The following is a 19,174-nucleotide window of genomic DNA, read 5'->3' as shown; positions in this document are numbered from 1 at the left end:
CGCTCCAGATTTGAATCTCGTTCGGGCATACGCGAGGTTGAAACTGAATTCCGAGGGAAACGTTTTGGCGTTCCGGTTCAAAAGACTTAGCCAACTTCCTCCTGATGTGCTATCACTGCCGGGACTGTGCGGTGATGAGCAGTCGCCTCGCAGCCTCTCGGGGAGTCGAGACCGATGGAACAGGCTCCCTGACCGCTCGCTCCTGTCAGGATGTAGATGTCCTCATGATCGCACAACGAGCACTACGAACGTGGATCGCGGGTGTCTGCGGGCTTCTGTTCTGCCTCCTGGGACCCGATCTTTCCAATGAGGTACTCGCTGAAACCGAACCGCAGGGGGCGAAAGAGCTGCCCCGAGCCGAGAGTTCGACTCCTGTCCACGACAGCGACATTCTCAATGGACCCGAAATACAGGGACAGCCCACCTGGTCTGAGATTCTTCGGACGGTATTGCTGACGGCGATCCCGCACGAATATGAAGATCGAAAGCACTGGGACAAGACGACGGAAATCTTCGATGGCGTCAAGATCCAGCAGCGCGGTTTCAACATCCGTATGACCGAACGGAAGCGGAGAGTCAATCACGGGGCTTGGCACAAGTTTAAGGTTGAGTTGATCGAACCCGACCGTCTGCTCAAACTTGTCATCGACCAGATTCGCCCCCTCGACGTGGGCCACTTTCAGTTTGACGTCCGATTGGCATCGAAGCTTCGCTGCCGAACCGATTTTGAGCACTGGGTTCTGGGGGTCAAGGGCCTGAACTTTACGACCATCTCCGACGCGGATGTCGAGATCGTTGCCCACTGCGACATCGTGATTCGGGCTGAACCCAATCCGAAAAGCTTCCTGCCTGATCTTGTTCTCGAACCGACTGTGCGGCGAGTGGAACTGTTTCTGCGCAACCTGCGGGTCAAACGGATTGGTGAGATACGGGGCGATGTCGCCAAGGGGATCGGCGAGATGGCGCGGCACGATCTGGAAAACCTGATCCAGGCACAGGAAGGTCGCGTCGTGAAAAAAGCCAATGAGGCAATTCAGAAGAAGCAAAGCAATCTGCGGCTGCCTGCCAGCAAACTCTGGTAACTCTGTCAGCGAATCTTGAGGCTGGCGACACCGACCATTGCCAGCAGCGCTGCCGCGATCCAGAAGCGAGCAACGATCCGCGTTTCCGGTTCGCCTTTGAAAACAAAGTGGTTGTGCAGTGGGCTGCACGCCAGAACCCGTTTGCCCGTCAGCTTGTAGCATCCGACCTGCAGAATAACGCTAAGCGTCTCGACAACGAAAACCCCTCCGACAATCAACAGCAGAAGTTCCTGTCGGGTCACCAGCGCTCCATATCCCAGGAGAGCCCCCGTCGGTAACGAACCGCTGTCACCCATGAAGACCTGAGCCGGGTGACAATTGAACCAGAGGAATCCCAGCATCGCACCGACCAGGGCCCCGAACACGACTCCCAGTTCACCCGCACCGGTCATGTGAGCAATACTCAGGTACTCGGCCATGACTCGATGCCCTGACACGTACGACAGGGCCGTAAATGCGGACCCCGCAAAAATGAGGCAACCGCTGGCCAGCCCATCAAGACCGTCCGTCAGATTGACTCCGTTTGAGCTTCCGACCATGACGAAGGCGGCCCAGGCGATGAACAGTACGCCGAGAGAGAGTCCTGCTTTTCCGATCGGGAAGACCAGTTCCAGCCCGCGCGGCTTTTCGAACTGAACAAAGTAGAGCAGGGTGGCTATTCCTAGCGCGATCACCCATTGCCAGAAAAATTTCTGCCGGACGCTAAGGCCTCTTCCGCGGCCCGTCACCTTGATCCAGTCGTCGTGGGCTCCAATCGCTCCGAAAGCAATCACAACCAGCAGTGACTGAAGCAGATACCGGTTACTCAAATCACCGCAGACGACTCCGGCGACAACGATCGACAGCACGATAAAGATTCCCCCCATGGTCGGGGTATCGCGCTTGGCGGAATGCAGCTCATTCAACCGGGCCGATGCGCTGACAATTCGTTCGCGAAAACGAAGTTTCAGCCATTTGATGGCGTAGGGGCCAAAAAATAATGCGGTGGTAAACGAAATCAGTGTCGCCAGCGCAATACGAATCGTCAGGAAGACACGTGAGTCCCCCGTGGAGACTCCCGCGAGGCTTTCGACGGCGGATCCGTAGTAGTTCAGTAACCAGACGAGCATCGGGGAAGTACGCCCAGGAGATTTCTTGTTGTCAGGGACTGCATGCGGACGTCAAATGTCACGGACGACTGCCGGTTTCGGCAACCGGTTGCGAACAGACCGGCGGTGTCCCGCTGCGGCGATGGTTTCAGTCTCGATTACCAGCACCACAGAGCGACTCTACGAACGCTGCCTTGAACCGTCGCCGCGACAGCTCTGGTTACTGCGGTCTGCAGCGACGGGATCTGCACGGTATTCGCCTGTCATTGCACCGTTGTCCAAGACCGTTGTGGGGCACTCGGAATCCTGCTCCGCATTGCGCATGACGGGCAGGCCATCAAGGCCCGTCCGCTTTGCTGACCGGATCAAAACAGGCTGTAGATCAGTATCTGAATTATCAAAGCCAGCCAAGCCCAGATCTTGAGATCGTCGGTCCATCTGGCCGTCCGGTCACTCGGGTTGGTCTGGTCGGTCGGAAGTTGAACGACCCAGAACATCAAACCGAGAAACAGTCCGATCATCAGCCATCGGGCGGTAGAAAGCGGAATCAGATCGAGTTGCTCTCGCAACGTATTGCCAATCCAGTGAAAGAGTGTCACTTGGCACCTCCTTCCGGAATGGTCCCGCCAATCGCGTAGCGTGTTTTCTCAGGTGGGTCTGATCTCAGGAAATAGCTGAAGACGACGATGAACATCATCGCGACCACAAACGACCAGAACGAGTAATAGAGATACGGCTGTCCGACTTGAAACAGGGGGGGCGTATTCAGCCAGCGGCAAACGATTGGCATATTCATCACGAACAGTCCCACCGAGGTCAGTAACCCCGCGAAGAAGCCGGTTAAGGCTCCATCAGAAGAGGCATGTCGGGACAGCATTCCTGCGAGAAGAACCGCCAGGGTCGGGCCGAGGAAGAATGACAGCAAGGTTTGGAAAATCGTGTAGATGCCGGTGGGAAGTGCGAGCAGCTGGAAGGCGAAATAGATTCCCCACAGGACGAATCCCACCGTCGTCCAGCGTCCGACTGCCAGCATCTGTCCCTCGTCCGCATTTGGCCGATAGAAGCGGCGGTAGAAGTCATTGACGTACAGAGTCGTGGCCGAGTTCAGGTACGAATCGACACTCGACATCAAAGCGGCCATAAACGCGGCAACGAACAATCCTCGAAAGCCGGCCGGCAAGAGCGATCCCACGAGTTGCGGCAATGCCACATCCGCCCGTTCGTGTCCCAACTCCGGGAACTTGACCAGGGCGACCAGACCCGGAAGTGCAACGATGAACGGAATCAGATTCTTGATCAAGGCTCCATAGACATACGAGGCTTTGGCGTCATATTCGGACTTGGATCCGAGTGCTCGCTGGACGATGGTCTGATTGCCCAGCCAGTAACCGGGACCGACGATGAGTGCCAGGCCAAACAGCACCCCCGGCCAGGGGGCGGGAGACCGCGTATCAACGGGTAGGACGAGTGACAAATGGTCGGACTGATCCGCCGGACGGGGATGTCGCGACTTATTTCGGGTCACAGTCGGCTGGCCCGATTTTCTGGCCATTTCTTCCTGCTGCTCCAGTTGCCGGTCCTGCTCGATCGCGATCGCATGGACTTTCTGGAAGAGAGGCGTAATTCCTCCGACGTCCTGAATGCCAATCACAAGGAACATCAGGCAGCCCCCGATCATCACCAGTCCCTGCAGCACGTCAGTATAGACGACCGCACCCAGTCCGCCTGACCACGTGTAAAGTCCGACGAGAAAGGCCGTGAGTAATATGCACAGGGAAACGTCCCAACCCGCCAGGCTTTTCATGAAAAGTGCCGACGCAAGTAACATCACACCCAGATTGCATGCCCCCAGGAAGAGCCAGCAGGCCGCGACCGAGGACCGCAGTTGAATGCTGAATCGGCGTTCAAGGTACTCGGGGATCGTGGTGACACGGCATCGCCACAGGTGAGGGATGACGATGAAGGCTCCAATGAGCATCGCCGGGACACACCCGATCCACTCGAAGTTGCCCATCGCAATTCCGTAGCGGTAGGCATCGCCGCCGACGCCCATCAGGTCGGTTCCCCCGATATCCGTGGCGACCAGCGACATTCCCACGGCCCACCAGGGAAGGCTGCGTCCTGCGAGGAAGAAATCCGAACCGCTTCGGACGTAGCTGCCAACCCACAGTCCCAGCACCATCGTCGCTGCGAGGTACGAGAGAATCACCAGGTAATCAACCGTCGTAAGATATGTCATAGCACCAATCGCAATGTTGATCCGATCGTCGAGTTCCAGTTGCAAAGTCCGGTCCAGTTTGCCGGAACCGACTTGCCGGAAAAGTCATCCTGACCGCGACTATTCGCTTGGGAGCTTACATCCCGCCCTGTTTATCGTCCACGCGACACAGCTAAAAAATAGCCACGAACGGCGTGAGAGATCGGGAAATGATGGCTGCGGACGGAACAGAAGCGAAGCGCAAGGGACAGTATCGCGAGCCGTCTCCAACGAAATGATGCGCAAGGGGAGTGATGCAGAGTTCATCCTCGATCCCGAGAAGTTGCGTCAGGAATCCGGCAGGAATGGGGGACAGCGCGGAATGCGAAATCAATCATACGCAAAGTGAGAAATTGCCCTGAACCCCCGTTGCCACTCGCAGCGAACACAGGGCAGGGTGCTGGTCGGAATGGCCGCGTGGTCCTGCGGCGGAGTCTTGGATTCGCGTTGTGGAGTGGAATCCCGATCATGTCGGGCAGTCGTCCGAGGGATGCCAAAACGCCTCGGCGGCGGTAACGTGAGGAGACCCGTGGAGCCCCCTGTCTTCCGCTGACGTCAATGTCGTTCCTGCGTACGCTTCTGTTTGAATTCCAATTTTTCGCCGGAGTCTGCCGTGTCTCATTTGCGTGAAACAGCAGAGGGATACCTTCAGCATGTCTCACAATCAGTGCTGAGACTTTCCGATGCGGCTCTGAACTTTGTCTATCCACCAGCCTGTCTTCTGTGCGGACGCGAAATTCCGCCAGCGGATGCCGATTTCTGTGACCTCTGCCTGGCACAACTCTGTCCGCCTACCCACGCTGAATGTCCTCGCTGCGGGGCACCTGTGGGGCCCTTTGCGAATCTCGACAAAGGTTGCGGACAATGCCGGCGGGAAAAGTTTGCGTTTGATCGTCTGATCCGACTGGGAATTTACGACGGCCAGATGCGAATGGCGTGTCTTCGCACCAAGGCTGCGGGAGGTGGAAGTCTGGCGCGGGGGCTGGCAACGCTGCTCGTGAACCGCAAACGTTTCGCATTCGAGGAGTGTCGACCGGACCTGGTACTTCCCGTTCCCGAACACTGGACGCGGCGATTTCTGCATACGCACTACGCCGCCGAAGAACTGGCGCGTCACGTTGCACGTCAGTTGAGGGTCGGGGTAAGTCGTTCAATCCTCATGAAGAGTCGACGAACTCCCAAGCAGGCGACCAGTCCGACACCCGTACGCCGTCAGCAGCAGCAGGGAAGTTTTGCGGTCCGGCTGGCGCAGCGGGTCGCGGGAAAACGAATTCTGCTGGTAGATGACATTCTGACAACCGGTTCCACCGCCAGTGCCGCAGCCCGCAGTCTCAAGCAGGCGGGCGCCAGCCAGGTGATTGTGGCGGTCGTCGCGGTCAGTCCGCTGCGGCGCTAGACCATTCGTCAGCGCCGGGCATCGCCCCGGATAATGGGCTGAAGCTCTTCGACGAAGTCATTGACGTCTTTGAATTCGCGGTACACCGACGCGAAACGGACGAAAGCGACATGATCGAGGTGACGGAGCGCTTCCATGACTTTCTCGCCAATTTCCCGAGAGGGGACTTCACGATCGAATTGCTCGTAGAGATTGGCTTCAATTTCTGAGATGACGTTTTCCATTTTTTCGTCGCTGATGGGGCGTTTGTAGCAAGCCTTTTCCAGTCCCGCTTTAATTTTTTCGCGCTGGAACGGGACCCGGGAACCATCTTTCTTGACGACTTTGAGCGGTGACTCTTCGATTTTTTCGTAGGTCGTGAAGCGACGTTCGCAGCCCAGACATTTACGCCGTCGACGAATGACGAATTGCTGACTGGCCCGAGAATCGATGACGCTCGTATCTTCATGCCGACAAAACGGACACATCATGGTTTTCGCTCCCTCTTCACTGGTGCATCGGCACCATCCCGGCCTCGTTCATTGGCCGCTGGCGTTGTCGGCATTCGCCAACGGATCGCCCGTCTGGGCGGCACGGACACGACGACGGAGCCCTTTCGTCCTCTTCACACCGCGGAAAACTGCTCTGCATCGCGATCCGAAGGGTATGAGAACGGGCGCCCGCCTGACCTGCGAGCCGGTTTCATGGATTCAACACGCTCGCCGCAGGTCCACGTTACTACCGAAACCATGAAATGACAATGGGTTACCGCACAGATTTCGTATTCAGAGGATGTTGTTTGCACTCGGTTGAGAAAAAATAACGGCTATAGCGATTGTGAAAATGCGCCGGGCTCTGTTGATCGCAGTGAGGTCGAATTGATTGAACCGACGTCGAATTTCGATCCGATACATCGATCAGACACCGAACGGAAGCCCTTTTCTTGCAAGGCTTTCCGCAGCAATGCGGTGGCAGAGTCGACCTAATCGGAAAAGTCATCGTGGAGCGATGACGGACCGGCTTCCTTCAGGAATCTAACGCGTGTGGCCGTGACGGCTGCTGCGCTGAATTTGCATAGCCAGTGTGAATCAAATCGATTGGCCTCACGCACCGTTGCCCTGTCGCAGCGGACAAAGGGACTTTTGAGGAACAGGACGCCTCACATGAATTTTCGTAACACAATTGGGATTATCTTTGCATTCGCATTTCCAAACCTGGTGATGCCTGTGCAGGCTCAGGTTGTTCCTGGGACCGGGCAACAGATCATTGAAGTCTTCGATGACTTCGAGGATCCCGAATGGGCCTTCAACCTGAACTTGCCCAAGGCAAGCGCGAATCTCGACAAGACCGAACGTCATCCGTCGGGCTTCTCGAACAACCGCTTGTTCCTTGAGAGTCTCTACCGGGGGACTCCCGACTTTGTCAGCCGGGTTGAGGCACCGGCAGGCGGGGTTCCCGGCAGCAAGGGGGCCTTGGGAATGCAGACACTGAACTCGGGGATTCCCGGACAGCGTTCCTACACATTTCAACAGGACGATTTGATCGCGGGAGTTCAGCACAAGCTCGGGTACATGATTCCCGCTTCATGGACCCCCAGCTATGTGACCCACGTCTACATTCCTCCCTTTGATAAGTGGGAACGCCGTCACGGCAGTCACTTTGGCTTCCGCGCCGACTGTACGACGACGATCACAAAGCAGAAGAACGTCGGACGTCTGTTCAAGTCATTTGGATCGACGCGGAAACTGGAGCAGTACTGGCCAGGATTCTTCATCCAACTGAACCTCAAGGAGAAGTCCGGGCAGAGCGAAGACTTTGCGATGCTGCTGATCCGGTCGGATCAGAATGGAAACGACGTTCCCGGTCCCAAAATCACGCGGCCCGGCTGGTGGACGCTGGGTATGACGATCACACCTGACGGCCGAGTCCACTACTACGCTCACGAAGGGGTTGAACGGCTTACCGCTCGCGACCACCTCTACTCGAACTTCCCGTATGGGTACCGCTGCGAGCAGACCAGCACCTTCTTCTTCAATATCGTGAACCAGGATGACGGTCGGACATGGTCGACTCGCTGGATCGTCGATGATCCAAAGGTCTATGTGGCATCCGGCACGTACCGTGCTCCTGCACCACAGCAGGTTGTGAGCAAGCCACAAACCACCGCTTCCACACAGACCTCGGACAGCGCTGGCAAGCTTGCGTCCTCAGAGGGATCCGCACAGAATGGCAACGTTCTGATCACACCTGTTTCGGGTAATCCTGAGGCTGGCAAGGCGAGTCCAATCATCGCCGCAGCCAAAGTGCCAGTTCCCGCAGAGGCGCTGAAGTCAGACGTACCTGTAAAAGCGAAATCAGCCCCCGTCAGTCCCCCTGAATCAACTTCGAATTTGCCGAGTGCTCCACCCTTCAGTCCAACGGAAGAAGAGCACCAAACGGTAAGGCCCGACCTGTTGCCTGAGGAACTTGAAGACCTCGCAGCAACAGAACCTCGCGAGGAGTCTCAGAAGGATTAGTTAAGGGAGTGCCGGAGGGGGAGTGGAAATGCTAAATCTGTGGCTGGCACGACACGGTGAAGCCGTCGACCCTGATGCAGCGGCGAACGACTTCAGTCGAACACTGACCGAAAACGGTCGACGTCAGCTCGCCGGACTGACACGATTCCTGATGGATCGTGAGCCGCCACCAGAATTGATTCTCCACAGCCCCCTCGTCCGGGCCGAGCAAACCGCCCGGACGATTGCCGCGGAAATTGGTACCGAGCGAGTCCAGGTGAGACTGGAACAGACGCTTGCTCCTGGAGTGAATGTCGACCAGTTACTGCAGCGTGTTGCAAAGACCGCAGCCGAGCGAGTTCTCTGCATCGGCCATCAACCTGATATGAGTCGCTGTCTTTCAGAGATGCTCGGCGGCGGCCGAGTGCAGTACTTGCCGGGAAGCATCGCACGCGTTGATTTCGCGGGGCCGATTGTCAGGCATGGCGGGGCGCTGCGATGGCACGTTGATCCGATGTGGTTCACGTAACCAAACGACGGAACTGTGCGTCTTCTGGCCACAATCAGCCTGCCATCCGTACGGCGAAGGTGTCAGGCGGCGGGAATTGGCTCAGCAATCCGCGACCCGTGGCTTCCTGACGGCTGGTTTCCATCAGTGACATGACGGGAATCACCGTTTTTCGTTGCCGTCACCTGATGCGGCCACTCGACCCTTCTCGACCGGAAGGTCACTTCAAGTGGTCGATGATTGCCTGACTGAGATTCGGGATCCGCTGCTTGAGATGCTGGCTCAGCGGTGTCGGTGCCGCTCCCGACTGGATCTCTTCGAAATACGTGTAAAGCGCTTCCCGGGCTTCGGCGGGACCATGCAGCATGAAATGGACGATGCCCCACGAGTCTCGATAGTCATTGGCATTCATGTCCATCAGCTTCCGCTTGGCTTCCAATCCTTCAATATTGGGTTTCCAGCGTGAGAAGCGGATTGCGTCACGCAGCTCTTTTCGGTGCCGATGGCCTTTGACGCGTGAGGCGGCCGGAACCTCGAAGTACTCCGCAAGCCCTTCGTCAATCCAGATCGGCACGTAAGGTAAGGCGTTGTGCAGCAACGCGTGGGTCGTCTCATGACGGACATCGATGTCGAGTTCACTCTGACGATAGGCGTAAACGCGTCCCGCATCGGTTCCAGGAACGTAAAGCGCCTGCCGGTTGACTCCTTCAGGGACCCGAATTCGCAGATACTGGTCATAGCTGCGTTTGCTGGAAAACAAATAGACCTGGATGGGACGCGGCTCACATTCGAGCCGCAGTATCGACTCCAGATCAGCCTGAAGATCTCCCAGATCCGCGACCAGTTCCTGCACGTCGCCGAGCGGAAATTCGGATCGAATGAGGTACGGGTCGAGGTCTCGTTCTTCGACCCAGCGGGAAGCGGTCGAACGATCCTGTCCGAGTCGCCGCGAAATACTGCTTGTCAGGCGACTCCACGGGGCCGCTGTGACGGAAGCAGCCGCCAGGAACACCAGGCACATCGTCAGCGGGGCGTAACGCATGCGCGGAGTATAAACTTGATCGAAATCCGGTCAAGATGAGTGTTTTCGCGTAAGAGCCTGACTCTGGCGGCCTGGTCGTCGCCAGCAGAAATCCTTGCGACAGTCTACTGGTCCGCACTTGGAACGCGCCGATTGACCTGATCTTTGTGGTACCCGATTAGTTCCACGACTGCGGCGTCGCACGCACTGCGACCGGACTCATCTCCGTGGTTGACCACGGCCAGGAAGGCGGCGTTCAGTTCCGGAGCGATCCACGCCATCGCGAACCAGATGGTGTTGCTTCCCGTGTGAGTGAGCACCGTTCCATTCGCCCATTTCCGATCGGTCACCACCCAGCCACATGCAAACTCGTCGCCGCTCACCGGAGTGTGCAAAACTTGAAACGATCCGGGCGTCAGAAATTGGCTGGTACCTCGTGCACCTTCCAGATGCATGCCCACAAAATGTGACCAGTCAGGGAGCGAGCAATGAACAGTCCCGGCAGGCCCCAATGCCGGGGCATTGTCAATTTGCAACGCCTTCTCTTTTCCGTCCGTGATCTGATGCCCCCACGGTTGATCGACCTTTCCGATGGAACCCGGGATGCCGAAACCGGCCGACGGCATCTTCAGCGGCTTGAAGAGATATTCGACCATCAGGTCTTCCCAGGATTTTCCCGTGACTTTTTCTGCCATGTGACCAGCGATCACGTAGCCGACATTGGAGTAAAGGAATTTGCTGTCGGGGGGATGCAGCGGGGGTTCAACGAGGATTGTTTCCAGCAGACGCTGACGCTGCTGGACCCGTGAGCCTTTCCCGAGCGACCACCAGGCAGTATTGGCTGGCAGTCCTGCGCGATGACTGAGAAGCTGAATCACGGTGACGTTGCGATAGTCGGGATGGGGAGCTGGCTTCAGATCGGAAAAAATATCACCGATGGTCGATTCCCAGGTCATCCGTTTCTCTTCCACGAGTCGGGCCAGCAGGGTTGCCGTCATCGCCTTGGTGTTCGAGCCCAGATGCAGCTTGTCATTGATCGTGATCGGTTCCGGCGATCCCGCTTTACGGAGTCCGACACTGGCCACCGCGGTTAGCTGACCATTCTCGATCACCCCCCCCACGATTCCTGGAACGTTGTGTTTCTGGAGGAGAGGTGTCAGCCGGTCCTCGAGCTCTCTGTTCGATGTCAATCGGTTGGGGGGAACTGCTGCGCCTCCCGGCTCCTCAGCGGCGACGGTCAGGGCCGAGACCGCCAGCGACCCCGCCAGCAAGATGAACCAGGAAAGTGACCTGTGGGGCACTGGAGCTGACCGGGACATAGATGAACCTTCGTAAGGGCGAGGAACCCGACGGTCCCTCGCCAGATCGTCGAAGTGCCTGAGGAAGAGTTTCCCATTTTGGCAATCGGGGCTGTCGCTAACGTGGATGTCTCCTGACTACTGTTTACGAGATCAATTCCCGCAGTTGTTTTAAGTGTTTCGGGACAGCGACGAACGGGTCCTCTGTCGATTCATACTCGAGGACAAGAAAACCACGGTAGTGCGCTGCTTTCAGAATTTTCACCACGCGGGCCAGGTCAGTCGGCTGTGACTTTCCGTCGGGGAAGACGTCGACTTTCACCTGAGCATTGATGGCATAAGGAGCGATCTTTTCCAGGTCGCCGTACGGGTCTTTCGTTGCAAAGTTGCCGCTGTCAAAGTTGACCCCGAACCAGGGGGATGGTTTTACACCCTGAATAATTTTCAGCATCTGCTCGGGGGTCGCCGTGATGCCCCCATGGTTTTCCAGCGCCAGGCAGACTCCTTTGGTGGCTGCGTATTCCAGTGAGCGATTGATGCCGTCGATGCAGCGTTCCCGCGCAGCCTCTTCCGTTTCCCCTTTGGGGACATTCCCAGCAAAAATCCGGATGACGGGGGCCCCCAGTGCTGCCGAATGATCAATCCATTCCCGACACATTTGCAGATTCTGCTCGCGCGCCTCACCGTCAGGCAGACAGAAATCATTTCCAATCGCCGTCCCGGAAATATCCAGACCCAGGCGGAACGTCCGCTGTTTCAGACTGTTGAGGTAATCTGGCGTGATGACTTTGGGAAAGAAGTACGCCGTCAGCTCGGCTCCGTCGACGTCATGATCGGCACAGTAATCGATGAATCGTTCCAGATCGAATTTTGCCGCCGCCAGTTGCTCAGGCGTTCCTCGATTCACAAGAACCTTACTGAACGAGTAGGCCGCGAGACTCAGCTTCATGTGCGACTTGCCGTTCCGCTGTATCGGTTCGGCTCCTCGTAGCGAGTTCCCCTTCGAGAGTGCTCCGATGCCGGCAAGACTCGCCGCGCCGGCCAGGGAGCGACGGAGAAAACTTCGACGATTGGTCGACGTGTCAGCGCGATGAGTTGTCATCTTGATTCCTACAGTTGTCAGCCACGGATGGATAAGGGAATGTTATTGTGATCGGGATTTGTTTCTGGTGGAAGTGAGTCACTGGAAATGCAGCGGACTTGTGCCGAAGATGTTCGCACTCGATTCCACCCGTCGCGAAAGTGATCGTAGCCTTGTCGAGGCCGAGCGAAAAAGAGTTGTCTGACAGTTCAGAGTCTGTGCATGGCAGAGTTCAGAAAGTACCGACATCGATCCGGCATCCCGAATCTGCCGCTCCTGAGCGTCCGCCGGAACGCGTGGCGGATCTTCCCGAGAAATCAGAACTTTGCCCCCGCGTATAACCCAGGAAATGAAGCCCTATGACTTCCAGCTCGTCGACTCTCATCGTCGAACAATTGACGAAAAGCTATCCCACTCCCGAGGGGTCGCTGTCGATTCTCCGCGGAGTCAATCTCCAGATGGAACGGGGGGACGCGCTGGCAATTACGGGGCCCTCTGGCTCTGGCAAAAGCACGCTCCTCTATATTCTCGGCGCACTCGATTCGCCGACGTCGGGTCGCGTGGAATTGAACGGACAACAGGCGGTGAATCTGTCGGAAATGGAGCAGGCCCGCTTCCGGAACTCGCAAGTCGGCTTCATTTTTCAGGATCATCACCTGCTTCCACAGTGTTCCGTTCTGGAAAATGTGCTGATTCCAACTCTCGCGGGCAAAGGGGCTGACGATGCCGCTACCGAGAGAGCCCGCAAACTGCTCGATCGTGTGGGACTGGCCGACCGATTGACGCATCGTCCCGCACAACTCTCGGGAGGGGAACGACAGCGCGTTGCGGTCTGCAGAGCACTCATCAATGAACCCGTTCTGCTTTTGGCCGATGAGCCAACGGGTAACCTCGACCGAACGACGGCGGCGAGCGTCGGGTCACTCCTCCTGGATCTCAATCGCGAGCAGAACACGCTGCTGGTCTGTGTGACTCATAGCCTCGAACTCGCCAATCGCTTTCCACGCCATTATGAACTCGAAGAAGGGCAACTCGTCAGCAGGAAAGGCTGACGCGCGCTGTTCGTCTGAAATCATGGCCGAGAGATCCCGTTCGACCGGGCAGGGGATCTTTCGGCCATTTGCTGTCCGTCGCGGTTCGAACCGAGTCAGGCGTCTACAAGTCTGACCGGATCACCCACGCGGATTCGTCCTGAGCCCAGGTTCAGCAAGCGGGTGTTGGTCGCGAGCCGATAAAAATGATCGTATCGCTCTCGCGTGGCCCAGGCAGGAAGTGTCGCCTCGCGCTGCTTGCCGAATGTGACGGCAAATGCGGGAGGCGTCACGGTTCCTGACTGCGAATCGCGCGTCGGGACCACGCACCGCTGACAGGGGTTGGTTCCGCCGAACAGGACGTCGCCCATTAGAAATGGCTGGACTTCGCCTTCGCGCAGGACGAGCCTGTCTTCCCAGAACGGTTCTACACCATCAATTTCAATACTGGCTCGAAACCGGTTGCGGACCTCGTCCAATGGAAGTCCCCCAAACCACTCTGACACGACATTTAATGTCGCCGTACTCACAATGGTTGGTCCATTGGAGTCGGTGTCGTCGGGAAAGCCGGTGGTGTCGTTCTCGACAATCGAGATGTCCTGTGAGAAGTACTCGGTTAACCAGTCCGACAGTTGCTCACCCTGCTGATCCAGTTCACCGGAAAGTGGAAAACTCCCATCGCGTTGAGAGACGTCGAACGTCCGCTTCAGCGGGTCAACCTGCAGTCGCAGTCGGTGCATGAGTGGCGTTCGTTTCGCCGTCATGAACCGGTCAGATGAGTCGACGAGGGCGAATTGGCGATCGTGCTGCAGCGCGCCGCTGGCCAGCACCGTTGCTGAGTCGTAACTCCTGCCATCACAGGACTTCACCGGAAAAATGGTCACTCTCGCGACATGTGCCTGCATCCAGTCCCCCCCCTTACGTTGAACGACAGGCCCACTCCGAACTCTCGGTGTTCGGAGGAGATGCCCGCGCGAAAGTGTCTGCCGACGGCTTGGGTTGCCGTACAGAGTGCAATTCGTTCGGCACCGTCCATGTCTTCTATCAGGGCTGGTGAAAATGGCGATCCGCAAAATCCAGGAAGATGCCCCAGTCTTCACGGTTCATCTCGTGCTTTCCGGGACGGATGTAGTAGCCCAGCGGGCTATCGACAAGAGTGCGCAGTTCCGGCTTTTTGCTGACGCGGAGTCCCTCTGAGTTGAGCAATTGATAGACGGGATGAGCCGCTTTCAGCATCTCGAACTGACCATCAGGATTGGCCCACTGGTCCTCAACCGCGTTGGAGTACAGCACGGGACGGGGAGCACAGAGCGCGGCCAGGCAGTGCTGGTCAAACGGAAGCTTGTCCGGCCGTTCATTGAAGAGCGGAAAATTGTCGCAGAACCAGTGTGGAAATGACGTATTGATTCGTCGAATGGTTTCGACATCTTTCCGGTCGATGTCAACTCGATCGGGAGCCGTTCCCCCACATCCTGCCTGATGAGGAATTGCCAGGGCGATTCGTTCGTCCATCGCGGCTGCGAGCACTGACGTCTTGCCGTTGCGTGAATGTCCTACGACGGCGATTCGCCGATCGTCGATTTTGTCACGATGTTTTTCCAGCAGGAAGTCCACCACCCGATGGTATCCCCAGGCCCAGGCGGCAATCGTCCCGGCATCCGTCGGTTTCGGCGATGTCTGCCCCTTGTCATAAAACGAGGGTTGAATTCCGTCGGCGAAGTCCGCGGTATCCGGATCAATATCGCCGCTATAGAAGCCGGCGAAGCCGTATCCTCGGTCGATGATCAGATCCAGATTCCAGACCTGAGTCTGGCCGCCCCGCCCCTGTTCGGTGGCTCGTTCGTTTTCTGAGCCGCTGCAGGAACGATAAACCCATGCCTCGGGGACATGCACCTTGGGATGGTGAGTGACTGCGTGATTTCCGCAAAAGTTCATCCCCACGAACACGGGGACTTTCGTTCCCGCGGGGACGTTATTCGGCAGCACCAGTATCACATGCAATCGATGCTTCAGGTCGGGACCGAAAAACGCCAACCGGCTTTCGCTGATGGTCGCTTTCCCGTCCAGAAATGCCGGATCAGTGAAGCGAACTTCTTCGACCACCCACTTCTGCGGCCTGGCAGGGAGATAGCCGTACATATAGTGCTGGAACAATTCCTTCAGCTCAGGTCGTCGCTTGCTGTTCCAGTCCGTTGCGGACGTGATCTTGGTCCCGTCCAGCATTTCGAGCGGATCAGGAAGCTCTGCCCTTGCAGGCAGAGCTTCGAAGGCCGGGAAATCCGCAGCCCTCACCGGTATCATCGAAACCAGAATTCCCAGCAGTACGAACGACCCGATTCTGAACGTCATAGACTCACTTTCAGCACAAGACTGTAAGCCAAAAAACGCCGTCAGCTAGAATGAGTTATCCCTGTGGGATAGTCAGTTCCACCAGATCAGACTTTTTGTTCTGCAAGTCACGGGCAACGTTCGCATCGACGAAGTCGCTGTGGCAGGAAGCCTTGTCTGCTGCTGGCGGCGTCATCACCTTCTTGGTCTTCGCAGCCAAGCGGTGGATTTCATCGGGCGACAGAACCCCTCGCTTGGCCAGAATCTCCTGTTGCTCTGGTGAGAGCGCCGCAGTCACTTTCGCCTTTTCCCACTTGTACTGTTCGTCCTTGCCGGACGAGAATTCAACGATTTCCTTACTAATGCGGACACTGCACCAGTCGTGACCGCACATGGCACAGAAATCGGTGTCGACGTCGAGATCCTCGTCGTGGTAGGCCCGTGCTGTATCGGGATCGAAACTCAATTCGAAGTGTTTCTCCCAGTTCAGTGCCGCTCGTGCCTTGGTCAATTCGTCGTCACGATCGCGAGATCCGGGGATCCCCAATGCCACGTCTGCGGCGTGGGCAGCAATCTTATAAGCGATACAGCCTTGTTTGACGTCGTCTTTTTTCGGCAGTCCAAGGTGCTCTTTCGGTGTGACGTAACAGAGCATTGCAGCGCCGTGGTACCCCGCGGCCGTGGCACCAATACAACTGGTGATGTGGTCGTACCCGGGGAAGATATCGGTCACCAGCGGGCCCAGCACGTAGAACGGAGCACCGTGACAGAGTTGTCGCTGAAGCTTCATGTTGAATTCGATCTGGTCGAAGGGGACATGTCCCGGACCTTCAACCATGACCTGAACCCCTTTCCGCCAGGCACGCTCGGTCAGCTCGCCCAATGTCACCAGTTCAGCCAGTTGCGCCTGATCTGTAGCGTCCGCCAATCCACCCGGACGCAATCCGTCACCAATTGAGAACGTGACATCATACTCACGCATGATATCGCAGATCGATTCCCAGTGATCGTACATCGGGTTCTGCTTGCCGTGCACCAGCATCCACTTCGCCAGGAGGGATCCACCACGACTGACGATCCCGATCAGTCGCTTCTTGATGAATGGCAGGTGCTCGCGCTGCACACCGGCGTGAATCGTGAAGTAATCGACCCCTTGTGCGGCCTGCTCCTTGAGGGACTCAAGAATGATTTCCGGTGTCAGTTGTTCGATTCGCCGTCCGATGATCATCGAATAGATGGGGACCGTGCCGATTGGAACCGTGCTGTTGCGGACGATGGCGTCGCGGCAGGCGTTCAGATCGCCCCCCGTCGACAGGTCCATGACGGTGTCCGCCCCCCAGCGTTCGGCCCATTTCAGCTTTTCGACTTCTTCATCCGTGCTCGATGAAACCGGCGAAGCACCCATGTTGGCGTTCACTTTGGTTTTTGACGCCCGTCCGATTGCCATGGGATCGAGTTTGTACTGCAGGTGAACCTTGTTCGCAGGGATCACCATCCGCCCAGCAGCGACTTCATCGCGCACCTGCTCGGGTGTCAGATGCGGTTCACGTTCGGCAACTCGCGTCATCTCTGGAGTGACGATTCCCCGGCGAGCAAACTCGAGCTGGGTGACAGGCTGAAAACCAGCCGGGGGCTCCCAGGCGTCCGCCTGTTCGTGGGACTGCTGCCCGGCGTCACGACCGTATCCCGATTTGAGTTTCCAGTCCAGCGGCATGAAGTCCCAGGCCGTTTTCTCAGACGGAGCGGGCATTCCCGGTGTGTCTGGCGACGCAAACGTCAGAGCCCCTGCGCGACCAGGTTTTAATGCAGGCTTTAACGCAAAACTGCCAGGAGTCGTCCCCTGAGCCGTCGTTGATGGATTTTGCCCGAGCGGCGGAAGTTGATAGGTGCGTTCTGTCGTCATGCAATATCTCTCTTGAGTTAGCCCGAGTGGCGTAACTGTTTTGCGAGTGGAAAGTCTCACGCCCCGGTCCGTGCGACGGACAGTCAGGTCCTTCTGGCAAGCGTGGCTTGGGCTGCAATAGTATTCCATTGCGGCTCACTTTTCAAAAGGGGGGAACAACTTATGTGATGTGCGAACGTCGCTCGTCCAGTAGAAAACGCTTACTCGCAATCCTTTCCTGATCACGACCTGCTGACCAGACTGCGTTCCCTGTCACTGATCAGCGTTTTTCTCATTCTCACAGGCTCTTTGCCTGCCGTTCGCGGCGAAGTGACCGCTCAATCACAATTGATTCACAATTAATAGAGAGAGGACAGTCTGGCCCAGTGGCTGTCGGAGCGGAGAATGTCCGAAGGATTCCGTTTCGCCTTGCAAATCAGACGCCAAACTCCTCTTGGCGAGAATTCGACTCTGGGTTATCGTTCCGACCTCTCCCTGGACCATGTCACGATCGCCTTTACTGTTGGAGGTTCCCGACGATGATTTCGTCTCGAACGATCATGTCGTGCGCCCTTGCGGGTTCTCTGTTGATGAATCTGGGCTGTGCGAGCTTCTGGCACGATCTGAAACCATCGCGCCTGCATCGCCTTAATCGAGGGGCTGCCCCTTCGCTTGATCCGGAATTCAGTCTTCAAGAGCAACGCAGCTCGACGCAACTTGCCAGACGGCAGTCGCCTGCAAAAAAGTCGTCCATTTCGGCGAACACGGCCGAAGTGGCGATGGTGCGGGCGCAATCGCCAAGGTAAGTCCGGGATGTCGCTCAAACCGCGGGCTGGCTGTATCGGTACTCAGCCCGCGCTGGCGTCGTTCCCTCGCCGCAAGGCCTTCGTGTTGATCGAGACGGATTTCCGGCTGTACCTCGCCGTATGGTGAGGGCAGGCAGAAATCCGTCTTTTCATGCGGCGCTTGTTTCTCTGTGGCAGGTCGGTTTGCGGGGGCTCACCGTCTTGGGGGTGGGATCGGGCTGCAGTTCTCGCTGGAGTCATCACACGGCGGAGCTTTCCTTCGGTCGCTTCGTCTGGTTCCGTCGCGCTGGTTTTCTCTATGCGGTCTTGAACTCCAGAAGTGTCTTCAGGTGTACGGATACGCACTCTGCCAGCTTCTGAATGTGGTAGCCCCCCTCGAGACAGCTCACAAGACGTCCGCCGCTGTAGGTCTCTGCGACGTCGATGACCATTTTTGTCAGTGCCTGGAAGTCTTCTGTCTCCAGTCCCAGTGACCCGATCGGGTCAAGGGTGTGCGCGTCAAAACCGGCACTCACCAGGATCAGCTCCGGGCGACATCGTTTCGCGGCGTCGTTCAACAACGACTCGAAGCCGCTGAGATAGTGTTTGCGGGAGGTTCCAAACGGAAGTGGCAGGTTGAATGTGGCTCCCAGGCCTTTGCCGGTTCCGGTTTCGTCCTTCTGACCCGTGCCGGGGTAAAATGGCGAGCGATGAGCGGAGAGAAACCAGACGTCATCCCTCTGATAGAAGATGTCCTGCGTTCCGTTGCCGTGATGCACGTCCCAATCGACGACAAGAACGCGATTCAGGTGGTGCTGCTTGATCGCGTGGTCCGCCGCCAGGGCGATATTGTTGAACAGGCAAAATCCCATCGCGTCGTCTGCCAGGGCATGGTGACCCGGCGGGCGGATCAGGCAGAGTGCTCTTCGGTCATCATCCGCTC

General features: G+C 57.2%; 16 protein-coding genes (1 of these 16 only partly in view). 5 read left to right on the top strand and 11 right to left on the bottom strand.

Annotation, left to right across the window (positions count from 1 at the left end; translation table 11 throughout):
* Window positions 1-224: 224 nt before the first annotated feature.
* Complete coding sequence (locus ACGY09_RS01365) at window positions 225-1,082, top strand: hypothetical protein (protein WP_397570178.1); 858 nt, start codon at window positions 225-227, stop codon at window positions 1,080-1,082.
* Between the two features lie 5 nt (window positions 1,083-1,087).
* Here ACGY09_RS01365 and mraY read toward each other — a convergent pair whose 3' ends face one another.
* The 3 genes from mraY to ACGY09_RS01350 all read right to left on the bottom strand — a co-directional run bounded on the left by mraY (window position 1,088) and on the right by ACGY09_RS01350 (window position 4,409).
* Window positions 1,088-2,191, bottom strand: coding sequence for a phospho-N-acetylmuramoyl-pentapeptide-transferase (gene mraY, locus ACGY09_RS01360; RefSeq protein ID WP_397570177.1), 1,104 nt, complete (start codon window positions 2,189-2,191; stop codon window positions 1,088-1,090).
* Between the two features lie 344 nt (window positions 2,192-2,535).
* Window positions 2,536-2,769, bottom strand: coding sequence for a hypothetical protein (locus ACGY09_RS01355; protein ID WP_373651865.1), 234 nt, complete (start codon window positions 2,767-2,769; stop codon window positions 2,536-2,538).
* Complete coding sequence (locus tag ACGY09_RS01350) at window positions 2,766-4,409, bottom strand: SLC5 family protein (protein WP_373651866.1); 1,644 nt, start codon at window positions 4,407-4,409, stop codon at window positions 2,766-2,768. The genes ACGY09_RS01355 and ACGY09_RS01350 overlap by 4 nt, the downstream gene beginning before the upstream one ends.
* Window positions 4,410-5,040: 631 nt before the next feature.
* Between ACGY09_RS01350 and ACGY09_RS01345 the strand changes: the two genes are divergently transcribed.
* A complete protein-coding gene (locus tag ACGY09_RS01345; protein WP_373651867.1) occupies window positions 5,041-5,823 on the top strand; it encodes a phosphoribosyltransferase family protein in 783 nt (260 codons plus the stop codon).
* Window positions 5,824-5,831: 8 nt separating this feature from the next.
* On the opposite strand, the gene nrdR is transcribed toward ACGY09_RS01345, so the two are convergent.
* Complete coding sequence (gene nrdR, locus ACGY09_RS01340; protein ID WP_373651868.1) at window positions 5,832-6,293, bottom strand: transcriptional regulator NrdR; 462 nt, start codon at window positions 6,291-6,293, stop codon at window positions 5,832-5,834.
* 672 nt (window positions 6,294-6,965) lie between these two features.
* On the opposite strand from nrdR, the gene ACGY09_RS01335 reads away from it, so the two are divergent.
* Window positions 6,966-8,318, top strand: a complete 1,353-nt coding sequence (locus tag ACGY09_RS01335; RefSeq protein WP_373651869.1) for a hypothetical protein — start codon at window positions 6,966-6,968, stop codon at window positions 8,316-8,318.
* 28 nt (window positions 8,319-8,346) lie between these two features.
* Window positions 8,347-8,826, top strand: coding sequence for a histidine phosphatase family protein (locus tag ACGY09_RS01330; RefSeq protein ID WP_373651870.1), 480 nt, complete (start codon window positions 8,347-8,349; stop codon window positions 8,824-8,826).
* Window positions 8,827-9,025: 199 nt separating this feature from the next.
* Here ACGY09_RS01330 and ACGY09_RS01325 read toward each other — a convergent pair whose 3' ends face one another.
* The 3 genes from ACGY09_RS01325 to ACGY09_RS01315 all read right to left on the bottom strand — a co-directional run bounded on the left by ACGY09_RS01325 (window position 9,026) and on the right by ACGY09_RS01315 (window position 12,226).
* Window positions 9,026-9,847: a DUF1570 domain-containing protein gene (locus tag ACGY09_RS01325; protein ID WP_373651871.1), complete on the bottom strand. Its 822-nt coding sequence runs from the start codon at window positions 9,845-9,847 to the stop codon at window positions 9,026-9,028.
* A gap of 104 nt (window positions 9,848-9,951) precedes the next feature.
* Window positions 9,952-11,145 carry a serine hydrolase domain-containing protein gene (locus ACGY09_RS01320; protein WP_373651872.1) on the bottom strand — a complete coding sequence of 398 codons (1,194 nt, stop codon included), beginning with the start codon at window positions 11,143-11,145 and terminating at the stop codon, window positions 9,952-9,954.
* A 124-nt stretch (window positions 11,146-11,269) separates the two neighbouring features.
* On the bottom strand, window positions 11,270-12,226 hold the full coding sequence (locus tag ACGY09_RS01315; RefSeq protein ID WP_373651873.1) for a sugar phosphate isomerase/epimerase family protein: 957 nt from the start codon (window positions 12,224-12,226) through the stop codon (window positions 11,270-11,272).
* Window positions 12,227-12,564: 338 nt separating this feature from the next.
* Here ACGY09_RS01315 and ACGY09_RS01310 point away from each other — a divergent pair, with 338 nt between their 5' ends.
* Window positions 12,565-13,257 (top strand): ABC transporter ATP-binding protein, encoded by a 693-nt coding sequence (locus ACGY09_RS01310; RefSeq protein ID WP_373651874.1) that lies wholly within the window; start codon window positions 12,565-12,567, stop codon window positions 13,255-13,257.
* Window positions 13,258-13,352: 95 nt separating this feature from the next.
* Here the strand turns inward: ACGY09_RS01310 and ACGY09_RS01305 are convergent, their stop codons facing one another.
* The 4 genes from ACGY09_RS01305 to ACGY09_RS01290 all read right to left on the bottom strand — a co-directional run.
* Window positions 13,353-14,141, bottom strand: a complete 789-nt coding sequence (locus ACGY09_RS01305; RefSeq protein WP_397570176.1) for an MOSC domain-containing protein — start codon at window positions 14,139-14,141, stop codon at window positions 13,353-13,355.
* A 139-nt stretch (window positions 14,142-14,280) separates the two neighbouring features.
* Window positions 14,281-15,585, bottom strand: a complete 1,305-nt coding sequence (locus ACGY09_RS01300) for an acetylxylan esterase (protein WP_397570175.1) — start codon at window positions 15,583-15,585, stop codon at window positions 14,281-14,283.
* A gap of 55 nt (window positions 15,586-15,640) precedes the next feature.
* Complete coding sequence (thiC, locus tag ACGY09_RS01295) at window positions 15,641-17,314, bottom strand: phosphomethylpyrimidine synthase ThiC (RefSeq protein WP_397571838.1); 1,674 nt, start codon at window positions 17,312-17,314, stop codon at window positions 15,641-15,643.
* Window positions 17,315-18,548: 1,234 nt separating this feature from the next.
* Window positions 18,549-19,174, bottom strand: the 3' portion of a protein-coding gene (locus ACGY09_RS01290; protein ID WP_397570174.1) for a histone deacetylase. The gene runs 319 nt beyond the window's last position; the window shows 626 of its 945 coding nt (coding positions 320-945); its start codon lies off the right edge, out of view; its stop codon occupies window positions 18,549-18,551.

It is taken from the genome of Schlesneria sphaerica (assembly GCF_044336245.1).
In the GTDB taxonomy this organism is placed as follows: domain Bacteria; phylum Planctomycetota; class Planctomycetia; order Planctomycetales; family Planctomycetaceae; genus Schlesneria; species Schlesneria sphaerica.
Note: the sequence above shows the minus strand (reverse complement) of the source record. Positions and strands in the feature narration are given on the sequence as shown.